Source organism: Saccharopolyspora soli, assembly GCF_022678645.1.
GTDB lineage: Bacteria > Actinomycetota > Actinomycetes > Mycobacteriales > Pseudonocardiaceae > Saccharopolyspora > Saccharopolyspora soli.
The window spans coordinates 22060-36639 of record NZ_JALBWV010000041.1; the positions used below are offsets into that span (position 1 = coordinate 22060).

The 14580-nt window shown below is 68.8% G+C and carries 11 protein-coding genes; 6 read left to right on the forward strand and 5 right to left on the reverse strand.

Features of this window, described 5'->3' with window-relative positions:
- Positions 1 to 51: 51 nt before the first annotated feature.
- The 3 genes from MOQ72_RS27430 to MOQ72_RS27440 form a co-directional block, all read right to left on the reverse strand.
- A complete protein-coding gene (locus MOQ72_RS27430; RefSeq protein WP_242188557.1) occupies positions 52 to 1209 on the reverse strand; it encodes an acyl-CoA dehydrogenase family protein in 1158 nt (385 codons plus the stop codon).
- Between the two features lie 2 nt (positions 1210 to 1211).
- Complete coding sequence (locus MOQ72_RS27435; RefSeq protein WP_242188558.1) at positions 1212 to 3239, reverse strand: acetyl/propionyl/methylcrotonyl-CoA carboxylase subunit alpha; 2028 nt, start codon at positions 3237 to 3239, stop codon at positions 1212 to 1214.
- Positions 3240 to 3319: 80 nt separating this feature from the next.
- Complete coding sequence (locus MOQ72_RS27440; RefSeq protein WP_242188559.1) at positions 3320 to 4933, reverse strand: carboxyl transferase domain-containing protein; 1614 nt, start codon at positions 4931 to 4933, stop codon at positions 3320 to 3322.
- An 85-nt stretch (positions 4934 to 5018) separates the two neighbouring features.
- Here MOQ72_RS27440 and MOQ72_RS27445 point away from each other — a divergent pair, with 85 nt between their 5' ends.
- The 3 genes from MOQ72_RS27445 (at position 5019) to MOQ72_RS27455 (ending at position 7990) form a co-directional block, all read left to right on the forward strand.
- Positions 5019 to 5600, forward strand: coding sequence for an SACE_7040 family transcriptional regulator (locus tag MOQ72_RS27445; protein ID WP_242188560.1), 582 nt, complete (start codon positions 5019 to 5021; stop codon positions 5598 to 5600).
- A gap of 166 nt (positions 5601 to 5766) precedes the next feature.
- Positions 5767 to 7464, forward strand: coding sequence for an aa3-type cytochrome oxidase subunit I (gene ctaD / locus MOQ72_RS27450; protein ID WP_242188561.1), 1698 nt, complete (start codon positions 5767 to 5769; stop codon positions 7462 to 7464).
- A gap of 58 nt (positions 7465 to 7522) precedes the next feature.
- Positions 7523 to 7990, forward strand: a complete 468-nt coding sequence (locus MOQ72_RS27455; RefSeq protein WP_242188562.1) for a MarR family winged helix-turn-helix transcriptional regulator — start codon at positions 7523 to 7525, stop codon at positions 7988 to 7990.
- Positions 7991 to 8000: 10 nt separating this feature from the next.
- Here the strand turns inward: MOQ72_RS27455 and MOQ72_RS27460 are convergent, their stop codons facing one another.
- Positions 8001 to 9404 carry an arylsulfotransferase family protein gene (locus MOQ72_RS27460; protein ID WP_242188563.1) on the reverse strand — a complete coding sequence of 468 codons (1404 nt, stop codon included), beginning with the start codon at positions 9402 to 9404 and terminating at the stop codon, positions 8001 to 8003.
- Positions 9405 to 9804: 400 nt separating this feature from the next.
- Here MOQ72_RS27460 and MOQ72_RS27465 point away from each other — a divergent pair, with 400 nt between their 5' ends.
- Positions 9805 to 11013, forward strand: a complete 1209-nt coding sequence (locus MOQ72_RS27465; protein ID WP_242188564.1) for an MFS transporter — start codon at positions 9805 to 9807, stop codon at positions 11011 to 11013.
- Between the two features lie 118 nt (positions 11014 to 11131).
- Positions 11132 to 11962: an aldo/keto reductase gene (locus MOQ72_RS27470; RefSeq protein ID WP_242188565.1), complete on the forward strand. Its 831-nt coding sequence runs from the start codon at positions 11132 to 11134 to the stop codon at positions 11960 to 11962.
- Between the two features lie 100 nt (positions 11963 to 12062).
- On the opposite strand, the gene MOQ72_RS27475 is transcribed toward MOQ72_RS27470, so the two are convergent.
- The gene (locus tag MOQ72_RS27475) at positions 12063 to 13214 is read right to left on the reverse strand and encodes an FAD-dependent monooxygenase (RefSeq protein ID WP_242188566.1); all 1152 of its coding nucleotides are present in this window, start codon (positions 13212 to 13214) and stop codon (positions 12063 to 12065) included.
- 169 nt (positions 13215 to 13383) lie between these two features.
- Here MOQ72_RS27475 and MOQ72_RS27480 point away from each other — a divergent pair, with 169 nt between their 5' ends.
- Positions 13384 to 14505: a 5-methyltetrahydropteroyltriglutamate--homocysteine S-methyltransferase gene (locus MOQ72_RS27480; RefSeq protein WP_242188567.1), complete on the forward strand. Its 1122-nt coding sequence runs from the start codon at positions 13384 to 13386 to the stop codon at positions 14503 to 14505.
- Positions 14506 to 14580: the final 75 nt, after the last annotated feature.

Sequence of the window (14580 nt, forward strand, 5' to 3'; positions counted from 1 at the left end):
TGACCGCCAGTCGGCGCCAGGCCCTCGCTGCCCGGCGCCGACTTCGCGCATTCAGGCTGGCAAGCCCAGCTCGCGGGCGATCAGCATGCGCTGGACCTCGCTGGTGCCCTCGCCGATCTCCAGGATCTTGGCGTCCCGGTAGAAGCGGCCGACCGGGGTCTCGTTCATGAACCCGTAGCCGCCGTAGATCTGGGTGGCGTCGCGGGCGTTGTCCATCGCCGCGTTCGACGAGGCGAGTTTGGCGATCGCGGCCTGCATCTTGTACGGCTCGCCGCGCAGCATCCGCGATGCCGCGTCGTAGTAGGCCAGCCGCGCGGTGTGCGCCCGCAGTTGCATGTCGGCGAGCTTGAACTGGATCGCCTGGTATTCGCCGATCCGGTGGCCGAACGCCTCGCGCTCCTCGACGTAGCGCAGGCACTCGTCGACGCAGCCCTGGGCCAGGCCGACGCCGACCGCGGCGATCGCCACCCGTCCTTCGGTGAGCGTCGCGAGGAACTGCGCGTAGCCGCGGCCGCGTTCGCCGAGCAGGTTCTCGGCGGGCACCCGGCAGTCGTCGAAGGCCAGTTCGTGGGTGTCGGAGGCGTTCCAGCCGACCTTCGAGTACTTCTTCGCGACGGTGAAGCCCGGCGTGCCGGAGGGCACGATGATCGTGGAGATCTCCTTGCCGCCGTCCGGCTTCTGGCCGGTGACAGCGGTGATCGTGACGAAACCGGTGAGGTCCGTCCCGGAGTTGGTGATGAACGCCTTCGAGCCGTTGATCACCCACTCCCCGCCATCGAGCACCGCTGTGGTGCGGGTGGCACCCGCGTCGGAGCCGCCGCCGGGCTCGGTGAGGCCGAACGCGCCTAGGACCTCGCCAGCGGCCAGCCGGGGCAGCCAGGTGCGCCGCTGCTCGTCGGTGCCGAACCGCAAGATCGGCATGACGCCCAGCGAGACACCGGCCTCCAGGGTGATGGCGACCGAGGAGTCGACCCGCGCGAGTTCCTCCAGGGCCAGGCACAGCGCGAAGTAGTCGCCGCCCATCCCGCCGTGCTCCTCCGGGACCGGCAGCCCGAACAGGCCCATCCGCCCCATCGCCTGCACCAGCGGGTACGGGAATTCCGCGCGTTCGTAGTAGTCGCCGATGACCGGGGCGACTTCCTTGCGGGCGAAGGTCTGCACGCTTTCGCGCAGGGCTTCGTGCTCTTCGCTGAGCCGGTGGTCCACCATCGCTAGACCTCCTCTTGAGCGGCGAGGACAGCCAGCGGCTGGTCGAGCCCGACCGACTGCCCCTTCCTGGCGTGCACTTCGGCGACGACGCCGTCGATCGGCGCGGTGACGGTGTGCTCCATCTTCATCGCCTCGACGACGAACAATCGCTGTCCACTGTGGACATCTTGGCCGGGTGCGACGTCCGCGACCAGCACCGTGCCGGGCATCGGGCTGGTCACCACGCCGTCCGATCGGCCGCTGCTGCCACCCCGATCGGCGAGCAGCCTGAGTTCGGCGAGCGCCCAGGTGTGGCCGTCGGCGGCGAGCCAGGTGGTGCCGTCGACGTGCGCGTAGCGGTAGCGACGGGTCCGGCCCTGGTAGGTGGCGGTCAACGTGTCGACGTGCGCTTCGACCGAGGCCCGGTGGACCGCCGTTGCGGGCGTCGTTTCGACCGAAACCACGGCGTCGTGGGCACGGCCGCGGATGTTCACGCGCACTTCACCGTCAGCCCGGGCGAAGCGCCAGGTGCTCCAGGCGGGTTCGCCGAGCCGCCAGCCGCCGGGCACGTCCCACGGGTCGACGACCGAATCGGTCGGCTCGGCGGCGAGCAGCCGTTCCAGGGCCGCGGCGACGTAGACGTGTTCCGGTGTCGTGTTGCTTTCGGCGATGAGTGAATCCAGCTCGCGTTCGACGAGTCCGGTGTCCAAGCGCCCCGCCAGCACGTCGTCGTGGCGCAGCAGAGCGCGCAGGAACGCGACGTTGGTGTGCAGTCCCAGGACCGCGGTTTCGGCGAGCGCGGCGTCCAGGCGGCGCAACGCACCGCCTCGGTCGTTTGCCCAGGCGATGACCTTGGCCAGCATCGGGTCGTAGTCCGATCCCACGCGCCCACCCGCGCGCACCCCGGAGTCCACCCGAACGCCGGGGCCGGACGGCTCGTGCACGGCCAGCACGTCGCCGCCGGTCGGCAGGAAGTTGCGGGTCGGGTCCTCGGCGTAGACGCGGGCCTCCACCGCGTGGCCGTCGATCGCCAGGTCCTGCTGCGCCCACCGCAGCGGCTCGCCCGCCGCGACCCGGACCTGCTGTTCGACGAGGTCGACGCCCCGTTCCCCGGCAATCGACGTGACCAGTTCGGTGACCGGGTGCTCGACCTGCAGCCGGGTGTTCATCTCCATGAAGAAGAACTCGCCGGGGCGGTCCGCGGAGACGATGAACTCGACCGTGCCCGCTCCGACGTAGCCGACCGAGCGGGCCGCGTCGACCGCGGCGGCGCCGATATCGGCCCTGGTCGCGGCATCCAGCAGCGGCGAGGGCGCCTCTTCGACGATCTTCTGGTGGCGCCGCTGCAGGCTGCACTCGCGTTCGCCGAGGTGCACGACGTTGCCGTGCGCATCCGCGAGCACCTGGACCTCGATGTGCCGGGGACGGGTGACGAAGCGCTCGACGAACAGCGTGTCGTCGCCGAAGGCCGCCCGCGACTCCCGGCGGGCCGACGTGATCTGATCGTCCAGAGTGGACTCATCGTGGATCAGGCGCATGCCCTTGCCGCCGCCACCGGCCGAGGGTTTGAGCAGGACCGGGAACCCGATCTCGATCGCGGCCGCGCGGAGGTCGTGGTCGGTCATGTCCAGCTCGTCACGGCCGGGCACCACCGGGACACCAGCTGCGGAAACGGTCCGCTTGGCGCGGATCTTGTCGCCCATCGACTCGATCGCGGTGGCTGGTGGACCGATGAACGCGATGCCCGCCTGTGCGCATGCCTCGGCGAAGCCCGCGTTCTCGGCGAGGAATCCGTAGCCGGGGTGGATCGCCTGGGCACCGGTGGTGCGCGCGGCGTCCAGGATGCGCTTGCCGTCGAGGTAGCTCTCGGTCGCCGGACTCGGTCCGATGTGGACGGCGGTGTCGGCCTCGACGACGTGCCGCGCGCCGCGGTCGGCATCGCTGAACACTGCGACGGAGCGGATGCCAAGCCGCCGGAGCGTGCGGATCACGCGGACGGCGATCTCGCCGCGGTTGGCCACCAACACCGTGTCGAAGCGCTGCATCGTCATCCCTTCACCTAGCTCGTGAGTGGTTGTGGCCGCTCTGGCGACCGCAACCACTCACGACACCTGAGCTGCGGATACTCCAATCACATCCGGAAGACGCCGTAGGAGATCGGTTCCAGCGGTGCGTTCGCCGCGGCCGCGATGGCCAGGCCGAGGACTGTTCGGGTCTGCTTCGGGTCGATGACCCCGTCGTCCCACAGCCGGGCCGTGGCGTAGTACGGGTGGCCCTGGTGTTCGTACTGGTCCCGGATCGGCTGCTTGAACGCTTCCTCGTCCTCCACCGACCAGTGCTCGCCGCGGGCGTCGAACTGGTCGCGGCGCACCGTCGCCAGCACCGACGCCGCCTGCTCGCCGCCCATCACCGAGATCCGCGCGTTCGGCCACATCCACAGGAACCTCGGCGAGTACGCCCGGCCGCACATCGAGTAGTTGCCCGCGCCGAACGAGCCCCCGATGACGACGGTGAACTTGGGGACTCGGGCGCAGGCCACCGCGGTGACCATCTTCGCGCCGTGCTTGGCGATACCGCCCGCCTCGTACTCCTTGCCGACCATGAAGCCGGAGATGTTCTGCAGGAACACCAGCGGGATGAACCGCTTGTCGCACAGCTCGATGAAGTGCGCGCCCTTGAGCGCCGACTCGCTGAACAGGATCCCGTTGTTGGCGATGATCCCGACCGGATGCCCGTGGATCCGGGCGAACCCGGTCACCAGGGTCGTGCCGTAGTCGTGCTTGAACTCGGCGAACCGGCTGCCGTCGACGATCCGCGCGATCACTTCGCGCACGTCGTAGGGGGTGCGGCTGTCGGTCGGCACCGCGCCGTACAGCTCCTCGGGGTCCACCGCCGGGGCTTCTACCGGCGCAATGTCCCACGGCCGGGGCTGGCGGGGGCCGAGCGTGCTGACGATGGAGCGGACGATCCGCAGCGCGTCCGCGTCGTCGGCGGCCAGGTGGTCGGTGACTCCGGAGGTGCGGGAGTGCAGCTCACCGCCGCCGAGCTCCTCGGCGCTCACCTCGGCCCCGGTCGCGGCCTTCACCAGCGGCGGACCACCCAGGAAGATGGTGCCCTGGTCGCGGACGATCACCGCCTCGTCGCTCATCGCCGGGACGTAGGCGCCGCCCGCCGTGCACGAGCCCAGCACAGCGGCGACCTGCGGGATGCCGCGAGCGGACATCGTCGCCTGGTTGTAGAAGATCCGGCCGAAGTGCTCGCGGTCCGGGAACACCTCGTCCTGCCTGGGTAGGAACGCGCCGCCGGAGTCCACCAGGTACAGGCACGGCAGGTTGTTGTGCAGCGCGACTTCCTGCGCCCGCAGGTGCTTCTTCACGGTGATCGGGTAGTAGGTGCCGCCCTTGACCGTGGCGTCGTTGGCCACCACCACGCACTCCCGCCCGGACACGCGGCCGATGCCGGTGATGATGCCCGCCGATGGCGCTTCGTCGTCGTACAGGCCGTGCGCGGCCAGCGGCGAGAGCTCCAGGAACGGCGAGCCGCGGTCGAGCAGCGCGTCCACCCGGTCGCGCGGCAGCAGCTTGCCGCGTTCGACGTGCCGGATGCGGGCCTTCTCCGGCCCGCCCAGCCGGGCACGGGCGAGTTGGGCGTTCAGGTCGTCGACGAGTTTCGCGTGCTGATCGGTGTAGCGGGCGAACTCCGCCGAGTCCGGGTCCACGGCGGTGCGCAGGGCGGGCGCATCCATGGGGCACACCTTCCACCGAGGTTAGCCATCGTTAACACGATCGATGTTAACGATGACTAACGCGTTTCGTCTAGTATCGACCTCGATGTCCGCCGACGCAGCGAAACCGTCCCGCCGCGAGCAGATCCTGGCCGCCGCGGCGGAGAAGTTCGCGCGCTTCGGGTTCCACGGGGTCGGAATCGACGACATCGGCGCCGCGGTGGGCATCTCCGGGCCCGCGCTCTACCGGCATTTCCGCAGCAAGGACGCGATGCTCGCGGAATTGCTCACCGGGATCAGCGATCGGCTGCTGCTCGGCGGCCAGGACCGGGTCGCCGCCGCCGCGGACCCGCACGACGCGTTGGACCGGCTGGTGCGCTGGCACGTCGAGTTCGCGCTGTCCAACCCGGCGTTAATCACCGTGCAGATGCGCGACCTGGACAGCCTCACCGAAGCGGACCGGCACAAGGTCCGCGAGCTGCAGCGCAGCTACGTGGAGGTCTGGGTGGACGTGCTGTGCCAGATCCGGTCGGACCTGGCGCGCCCGACCGCGCGCGCCGCCGCGCACGCGGTGTTCGGCCTGATCAACTCGACGCCCTACAGCGCCCACCTGGACGCCGAGACCATGTCCCACCTGCTGCACCGGATGACCCTCGGTGCGATCGACCACGCCACGATCCCCGCCTGAGCGCACCCGCCTGCCACGATGCGGAGCTCCACATTCGGGTGAGGAGTGCCCTTCACCTCGCCTTATCGGGTTCGCCGGGGCAGCAGTTTGCGGGCGTTGCGCGGCGGGTCAAGACTGGAACGGGTTACGGCCAGCAAGGATGCTCCCGCGAGTGCAGGAGGCGGGCATGGCCACTGTCAAGGTTGAGCCGACGCAGGTTCCGACGCGGGCCCGCATCATCGGGCGGCCGCCCAAGGGCAAGCGCCTGATTCCGTGGCTGCACACCACGGATCCCAAGGACATCGGCATCCTCTACCTGATCGCCTCGTTCTTCTTCTTCATCACCGGTGGCGCGATGGCGCTGCTGATCCGCGGCGAGCTCGCGATGCCGGGTCTGCAGTTCCTCTCCCAGGAGCAGTACAACCAGCTGTTCACCATGCACGGCACGATCATGCTGCTGCTGTTCGCCACGCCGATCGTGTTCGGCTTCGCCAACGTGGTGCTGCCGCTGCAGATCGGTGCGCCGGACGTGGCCTTCCCCCGGCTGAACGCGCTGTCCTTCTGGCTGTTCCTGTTCGGCGGGTTGATCGTGCTCAGCGGGTTCCTGCTGCCGGGCGGCGCGGCCGACTTCGGTTGGACCGCCTACGCGCCGCTGTCCCGCTCGATGTTCAGCCAGGGGCCCGGCGGTGACCTGTGGGCGGCCGGGCTGATCGTCAGCGGGCTGGGCACCATCCTGGGCGCGGTCAACATGATCACCACGCTGGTGTGCCTGCGCTGTCCGGGCATGACGATGTGGCGGATGCCGATCTTCTGCTGGAACATCCTGGTCACCAGCCTGCTGGTGCTGATGGCGTTCCCGATCCTGACCGCGGCGCTGTTCGGGCTGCTGATCGACCGGCACCTCGGCGGGCACGCGTTCGACCCGGCCAACGGCGGGCTGATCCTCTACCAGCACCTGTTCTGGTTCTTCGGCCACCCGGAGGTCTACATCGTGGCGCTGCCGTTCTTCGGCATCGTCACCGAGATCTTCCCGGTGTTCAGCCGGAAACCGCTGTTCGGCTACACCGGGCTGGTGTTCGCCACGTTGATGATCGGCGGGCTCAGCGTGGTGGTGTGGGCGCACCACATGTTCGCCACCGGTGCGGTGCTGCTGCCGTTCTTCTCCTTCGCCACGTTCCTGATCGCGGTGCCGACGGGGATCAAGTTCTTCAACTGGATCGGCACCATGTGGCGCGGCCAGCTGACCTTCGAGGCGCCGATGCTGTTCGCGGTGGGGTTCCTGGTGACGTTCCTGCTCGGCGGGCTGACCGGCATCCTGCTCGCGGCGCCGCCGCTGGACTTCCACGTCACCGACACCTACTTCGTGGTGGCGCACTTCCACTACGTGCTGTTCGGCACCATCGTGTTCGCGGTGTTCGCCGGGGTGTACTTCTGGTTCCCGAAGATGACCGGCCGGATGATGGACGACCGGCTGGGCAGGATGCACTTCTGGTTGACCTTCGTCGGCTTCCACCTGACGTTCCTGGTGCAGCACTGGCTGGGCGACGAGGGGATGCCGCGCCGCTACGCGGACTACCTGCCCTCGGACGGTTTCACCACGTTGAACACCGTTTCCACGATCGGCGCGTTCATCCTGGGCGCTTCGATGCTGCCGTTCCTCTACAACGTCTTCACCAGTTACCGGTTCGGCACCGTGGTCACCGTGGACGATCCGTGGGGGCACGGGAACTCGCTGGAATGGGCCACGTCCTGCCCGCCGCCGCGGCACAACTTCACCGCGCTGCCGCGCATCCGGTCGATCCGACCGGCGTTCGAGCTGCACTACCCGCACATGGCCGAGCGGCTGGACATCGAGGCGCACGCGACCCTGCGCCGCAACAGCTAGACACTATCGTCCTTTCCATGAATCGTTCATAATACGAATGATTTGGTAGAGTACGGGCGTGGCAGCAGAGCTCCCCAAGACCGGCGTCGCGTTCCTGCTCGTCCAGCTGGGCAAGCATGCCGCGATGAAGTTCGGTGCCCGCGTCGGCGCGCTCGACCTGACACCGCCGCAGGTGGGGATGCTGCGGATGATCGCCGCGCAACCCGGACTGAGCCAGCAGGCGCTGGCGGGTCGCCTCGGCATGCTGCCGAGCAAGGTCGTCTCGTTCATCGACGACCTGGAGGGGCGCGGCCTGGTCACCCGCACCCGCAGCAGCCGGGACCGCCGGGTGTACGAGCTGACCCTCACCACCGAGGGCACCGAACTGCTCGGCGAGATCCAGTCGGTGGCGGCCGAACACGAAGCGGACTTCTGCCAGGCGCTCAGCGCCGCCGAACACGCCCAACTGCTCGACCTGCTGCGCCGCCTGGCCGACAGCCACGACCTGCCCCCAGGCATCCACCCCGGCTACCGCGACATCCGCTGACGATCGCGGGTCAGCCCGCCGGGACCGGTTCGGAGCGGGCGATGACCTGGCCGCCCGCGTCGAGGGCTTCGACGGCGGCGAAGGCTTCGGGGCCGGGTAGTTGGACGGTGGTTTCGAAGCCGGATCTCGGGGTGTCGGTGATCGGGCGGAGCTGGTCCGGTGCCGCGCCCGCGAGGATTCGCCAGCCGCGGACTTCGGTCGCTCCGTTCCAGCTCGCGTACACGGTCGTAGCGGACAGCACGGCCACCGGCTGGTCGGTGGGTGTAGCGGTCCAGGGCAGGCGGAACGCTCGGTAGGACGGCATGCCGTCGCCGAAGGAGCCGTGCAGCAACACCGCCCCGCTCTGGTCGAACTCGGTGAACTGCGGCTGCGATCCCCAGCCGACGAAGCTGTGACCGCCCGGCAGCACCTGGTGGTTGCCCTGGCTGACGCTGGTGGCGCCGCCGGGATGGCTGGCGGCCCGCACCAGTCCGACGGTGCGCGCCTGCTGGTCGACGCTGAGCACCAGCGCCCGCGATGCCGGACCGGGCTCGCTGGCGGCGTTGTCGAACAGGCTCATCGTCCCGTTGGGCAGCCAGCGCGCATCGTGCTGGCGCGCGAACACCGCCTCGGGCGCGACCGCGAAGTCGCTGCGGTTGCCGCCCAGCCGCCACTGCACGCCGCCGGTCGCGCGGTCCAGCTGGTACAGCGCGTCGGTGTGCCGGGCCGAGATCAGCAGGTTGCCCGCCGCGTCTTCGGTGATCGAGTTGAGGTGGATGTAGTCGTAGGGCGCGGCGGGGTCCTCCGGCGGCGGCACCGTGGACTCCTCCAGGCCGACGTGGTCGAGGCTGTGCCAGTCGAACAGCACCGCACCGGTGGCGATGTCGATCTCCTGGACCACGCCCTCCACGACCGGCCGGTCCAGTTGCACCGTGTGGTAGGCGATGATCAGCGCGGTGTCGCGCGGCGTGATGACCATCTCGTGCAGATCGGCGCGCAGGCCGTTGCCCGCACGAACCGTCGCGATCTGCTGGTAGGACTGGTCGTAGACGACGTACTCGCCCTCCCCGTAGCCCGGATGCGGGGCGCCCTGCCACCAGGTGAGCACCGGTTTTCCCTGGTAGGTCTGGGCCTTGAAGTCCATTGTGAACAGTCCGGCGCCGTCGCCGACCGGTTGGAACCACACCGGTTGGCCGGTGTCGTCGATGATCATCGGGCCGCTCTGGGCAGCCGTGCCGTGCGGCGCGAGGAAGATGTAGCCGGGTTCGGTGCCGTTCGCCGGGGTTTCCATCTGCACCATCGGCGGGCTCAGGTCCGGCCTGGTGACGAAGTGGTGCGGTTGCGGTGGCGCGGCGATCGCCGGTGCCGCACCCACCAGCAGCAGCGCCAGCACGGCCAACACGAGCGCAAGACCGTTCGAGCGCAGCTGTCGCATCGAGCTCTCCGTCCACCGGGGGTCGGTCGAGTCCGAGAGCTATCACTGATCAACTGGCGATCGATAGTCAGTTGCGGAAAGTTTCCACCATTCCCGTTTGCCAGAATGCCCAACGAAAACGCCCCGCAGATGTGCGCAGTGCACTCCGAACATCCACTGTGGACAGATAGCTTTCCGGCTGGGCCGAACGGGCGTTGTCCGACGTGGCGCGGTTCATAATCGTTTCAGGAACAAGGCCGCGCGAGCTACTGTTGAAGGCGTCTGGGAAGCGCCACCGACAGCCGCCTTCCGCCAATCGCTTCCTCGAAAACCCGAAATTCGACGTGCACAGCTGTGCGCCCGGACGGCGAGGACGCGAGGACCGAAACCGACCGACACGTTCGTTTCTGGGGAGACTTCCTTGCCCATTGCCCTGTTGGCCCTGGCCATCGCCGCATTCGGGATTGGAACGACCGAGTTCGTGATGATGGGCCTGCTGCCCGATGTCGCCACCGACCTGCAGGTGTCGATCCCGGACGCAGGCGGTTACATCTCGCTGTACGCGCTGGGCGTGGTGATCGGCGCACCGCTGCTGACCATGCTGGGGATGCGCACTCGGCGCAAGGCGATGCTGCTCGGCATGCTGGTGTTGTTCACCGTCGGAAACCTGTTCTCGGCGTTCGCGCCGACGCACGAACTGCTGCTCACCGCCCGGTTCGTGGCCGGACTGCCGCACGGCGTGTTCTTCGGCGTCGGCGCCGTGGTCGCCGCGAGCCTGGTCGCCACCGACAAGCGGGCCCAGGCCATTTCGATGATGTTCATCGGGCTGACCGTGGCCAACATCGTCGGAGTGCCTTTCGGCACCATGCTCGGCCAGGCGCTCGGCTGGCGCTGGGCGTTCGGTCTGGTCGCGGTGATCGGCGTGATCGCGCTCGCCGCGGTCGCGGCGCTGGTGCCCAGCCAGCCCAAGCCCACCGACGTCAGCCTGCGCGGCGAGCTGCGGGCGTTCCGCCGCCCGCAGGTGTGGCTGGCGTTCGCCGTCGTGGTGTTCGGCTTCGCCGCGATCTTCTCCTTCTACAGCTACATCAAGCCGGTGCTAACCGACGTCACCGGCTACACCCCGACGGCGGTCACCGGGCTGCTGGCGCTGTTCGGCGTCGGCATGACCGCGGGCACCGCGGTCGGCGGGCGACTGGCCGATCGGGCGCCGATGAAGACGCTGTACGTCTTCATCGGTGCGCTGGCGGGCAGCCTGCTGCTGTTCGTGGTGACCGCGCACAGCATGGTGCTGGCACCGATCACGGTGTTCCTGATCGGGGCGACCGGCTTCGCGGCCATCCCGAGCATCCAGGCGCGGATCCTCGACCAGGCGAAAGAAGCCCCCGCGCTGGGTTCGGCGAGCATCCAGTCGACCTTCAACATCGCCAACTCGCTGGGCGCCTACCTCGGCGGTGTGGTGCTCGCGGCCGGGTTCGGGCTGACCGCACCGAGCTGGATCGGTGCCGTGCTGGCGCTGGTCGGCCTGGCCTTCGCGCTGGTCTCCGGCTGGCTGGACCGGCAGCCGCGGCGAGACGAGGTCGTCGTCTCGCACCGCGCCGCGCAGCCCACCGAGGCGGCCGACATCAGCTAGCCGAGCTCGGCCGCATTGAATACGGTGGCCGCAGCGCAGGCGGCGCCAGCCGTCGCCACCGGCCCGCAGCGCACGCTCGCGGGCGACCAATCCGACATCGGCGGAGGAAAACACCCCCATGACACAGGTTCCGAACATCACGCTGAACACCGGCGCACCGATGCCGCAGCTGGGCTATGGCGTCTTCCTGGTGTCCAACGACGAGGTCGTCGAGCCGGTGCGGGCGGCGCTGCAGGCCGGGTACCGCAGCATCGACACCGCCGCGGCGTACGGCAACGAGGAGGGCGTGGGCAAGGCGATCGCCGAGTCGGGCATCAAGCGCGAGGAACTGTTCATCACCACCAAGCTCTGGAACGACGAACAGGGCTACGACAGCACGCTCAAGGCGTTCGACGAGAGCCTGACCAGGCTCGGGCTGGACTACGTCGACCTGTACCTGATCCACTGGCCGGTCCCGGCCAAGGACCGCTACGTGGAGACCTGGCGGGCCTTCCAGGAGTTGCACGCCGACGGCCGCGCCAAGGCCATCGGGGTGTCCAACTTCCAGATCCCGCACCTGCGCCGGTTGTTCGAGGAGACCGACGTGGTGCCCGCGGTCAACCAGATCGAGCTGCACCCGAACCTGACCCAGGCGCAGCTGCGCGCCTTCCACGCCGAGCACGGCATCGCGACCGAGGCGTGGAGCCCATTGGGGCGCAACAGCGGGCTGTTGAACGACACCACGCTGACCTCGCTGGCCGAGAAGTACGGCAAGACGGCGGCGCAGGTCGTGCTGCGCTGGCACCTCCAGCTCGGCAACGTGACGATCCCGAAGTCGGCGACGCCGTCGCGGATCCAGGAGAACATCGAGGTCTTCGACTTCGAGCTGGCCGACGACGACGTGGCGGCGATCAGCGCCCTGGAGACCGGCAAGCGCATCGGTCCAGACCCGGAAACCTTCGGCGCCTGACGACGGGCGATTTCGCGCGAAATCGCCGCGTTCCGTGGGGAGCGGATGCCGATTTAGCGCGAAATCGGCATCCGCACGAGGCGGGCTCCGCGGCTCGTGGTCAGGCGACCTGGACGTGGGGGCGTTGGGTGAAGCCGCGGAGGACGTTGCTGCCGGAGCGCAGCGACGCCACCTGGCTGCGGGTCGCCAGCCACTTCGGGAACTTCGCCAGGCGCTGCAACGGTGTGCTGCGCTGCGCCGAGGTCAGCGCCGCGGTGCGGGAGACCTTCAGCGCGCGCGGCCGTCGTTCCCGCTCGTAGGCGCGCAGCAGGTCCGCCGGGCTTCCGTCCACATCGGACAGGAACTGGGTGAGCAACCAGGCGTCCTCCAGCGTCTGGTTGGCGGCCTGCGCCACCGCGGGCGGCATCGCGTGCACCGCGTCGCCCAGCAACGTGCTGCGGGGGCCGCCCCACACCGTCGGCACCTTGTGCCGGATGTGCGGGAAGAACCCGAGGTCGTCGTCGGTGACCGAGGCCAGCAGTTGCTCGACCGGGTCCGGCCAGCCCCGGTAGACGTGCCGCAGCTCGGCGACCGACAGCACCGGGTCACCGTCCTTCCACGGCATGTCGAACCACCAGTGCAGCAGCCCGCCGCCGGTCGGGATCAGCCCGCAATGCGCGTAGCGGCCCGCGATGTTGAGCGTCTGGTGGCCGTGCGCGATGGGCAGGTCACTGGTGGTCATCCCTTGCCAGCTGGCCCAGCCGGTGGGTTTCGCGGGCGCGCCGCCGAGCACCTCGCGGCGCACCACCGAACGCTGGCCGTCGGCGCCGATCACCACGTCCCCGGTGACCGACGTGCCGTCGGCGAAGTCGACGACGACGTGATCCGGATGTTCGGTCACGCCGATGCAGCGGCGGCCGAAGTACAGCACGTCCGACGGCAGCGCGTTGGCCATCAGCTCGATCAGCGTGCGGCGGGGGATCTGCACGGTCGGCGAGCCCAGGCGCTCGGTGACCTCGCCGAGATCGGCTTCCCACAGCAACCGTCCGGTCTCGGTGAGCGACCGGAGGCTGTGCAGCGGTCGGCCGATCTGCTCGATGTCGATGCCCAGCTCGCGCAGCGCGGCGGTGCCGTTGCTCCACACCGTGATACCCGCGCCGGTGGTGCGCAGAGCGTCGGCGTGCTCGAAAACCCGCACGTCGTGGCCCTTGTCGACCAGTCCGTTGGCGATGGCGAGTCCCCCGACTCCGGCCCCGATCACGAGAACCCGCATCGTCTCCATCCGTCATCCCCGACGTCAGTTTTCCCCGGCAATTTTATCCACTCGACCGGATGTACCGAATTGTCCTTGGTCACACGCGGTGAACAAGCTGATCAACGGACCCACAAGATGGTTGAAATCAAGACTAGGCATGCTCACATTCGCAAACTATGTTGCGAGCATGACCCCACGTGTTGCACCACCGTTTCGCGCCGACCACGTCGGCAGCCTGCTGCGCCCGCAACGTCTGCTCGACGCCCGTGACGAACACGCCGCGGGCCGCATCGACGCCGCCGAGCTGCGCAAGATCGAAGACGAGGCCATCACCGAAGTGGTGGCCATGCAGGAAGAAGTCGGCCTCAGCAGCGCAACCGACGGCGAATTCCGCCGCAGCTCCTGGCACATGGACTTCCTCTACCAGCTCGACGGGGTCGACAAGGTCGAAGACGCCAACCTCAAGGTGCAGTTCCACAACACCGACGGCGATATCGAATTCGTCACCCCGGACTTACGGGTGGATGGCCGGATCGGACTCAGCAAGACGATCTTCGCCGACGCGTTCACCGCGCTGGCCGAGCGCGTCAAGACCACGACCCCGAAGCTGACCATCCCCTCACCGGGCATGCTGCACTACCGCGGCGGCCGCGCGGCCATCGACGAAACCGTCTACCCGGACTTGGCCGAGTTCCGCGCCGATCTGGCCGCGGCATACCGCGCCGAGGTGCGCGCGCTGGCTGATCTCGGCTGCCACTACCTGCAGCTGGACGACACGAGCCTGGCCTACCTCAACGACCCGAAGCAGCGCGCGCAGCTGACCGCGCGCGGCGACGACGCCGAGCACGCCCACCTGCAGACCATCGAGCTGATCAACGACTCGCTGCGGGGAAGGCCGGACACGCTGTCGGTCACCACCCACATGTGCCGGGGCAACTTCCGCTCCTCGTGGGTCGCCGAGGGCGGCTACGACTTCGTCGCCGAGGCGCTGTTCAACGAGCTCGACGTGAACGGCTTCTTCCTGGAGTTCGACGACGAGCGCTCGGGCACCTTCGCGCCGCTGCGGTTCGTGCCGAAGGGCAAGGTCGTGGTGCTCGGGTTGGTCACCACCAAGCGCGGCGAGCTGGAGTCGAAGGACGACCTCAAGCGCCGCATCGAAGAGGCCAGCAAGTACGTCGACATCGACCAGCTCTGCCTGTCGCCGCAGTGCGGGTTCGCCTCCACCAAGGACGGCAACGCGCTGACCTACGAACAGGAAGTGGCGAAGTTGCGGCTGGTCGTGGAGACCGCCGCCGAGGTCTGGGGCTGAGCAGTCGGACCGGCGCGGGGAACTGCGGTTCCCCGCGCCGAAGAACATGCGCCCTTCCAGGTTCGGCCGCTACGC

Bases quoted from the DNA above. Each gene is read 5' to 3' on its own strand.
- MOQ72_RS27430 (WP_242188557.1), bottom strand. From the start codon at position 1,209: ATGGTGGACCACCGGCTCAGCGAAGAGCACGAAGCCCTGCGCGAAAGC.
- MOQ72_RS27435 (WP_242188558.1), bottom strand. From the start codon at position 3,239: ATGACGATGCAGCGCTTCGACACGGTGTTGGTGGCCAACCGCGGCGAG.
- MOQ72_RS27440 (WP_242188559.1), bottom strand. From the start codon at position 4,933: ATGGATGCGCCCGCCCTGCGCACCGCCGTGGACCCGGACTCGGCGGAG.
- MOQ72_RS27445 (WP_242188560.1), top strand. From the start codon at position 5,019: ATGTCCGCCGACGCAGCGAAACCGTCCCGCCGCGAGCAGATCCTGGCC.
- ctaD (WP_242188561.1), top strand. From the start codon at position 5,767: ATGGCCACTGTCAAGGTTGAGCCGACGCAGGTTCCGACGCGGGCCCGC.
- MOQ72_RS27460 (WP_242188563.1), bottom strand. From the start codon at position 9,404: ATGCGACAGCTGCGCTCGAACGGTCTTGCGCTCGTGTTGGCCGTGCTG.
- MOQ72_RS27470 (WP_242188565.1), top strand. From the start codon at position 11,132: ATGACACAGGTTCCGAACATCACGCTGAACACCGGCGCACCGATGCCG.
- MOQ72_RS27475 (WP_242188566.1), bottom strand. From the start codon at position 13,214: ATGCGGGTTCTCGTGATCGGGGCCGGAGTCGGGGGACTCGCCATCGCC.
- MOQ72_RS27480 (WP_242188567.1), top strand. From the start codon at position 13,384: ATGACCCCACGTGTTGCACCACCGTTTCGCGCCGACCACGTCGGCAGC.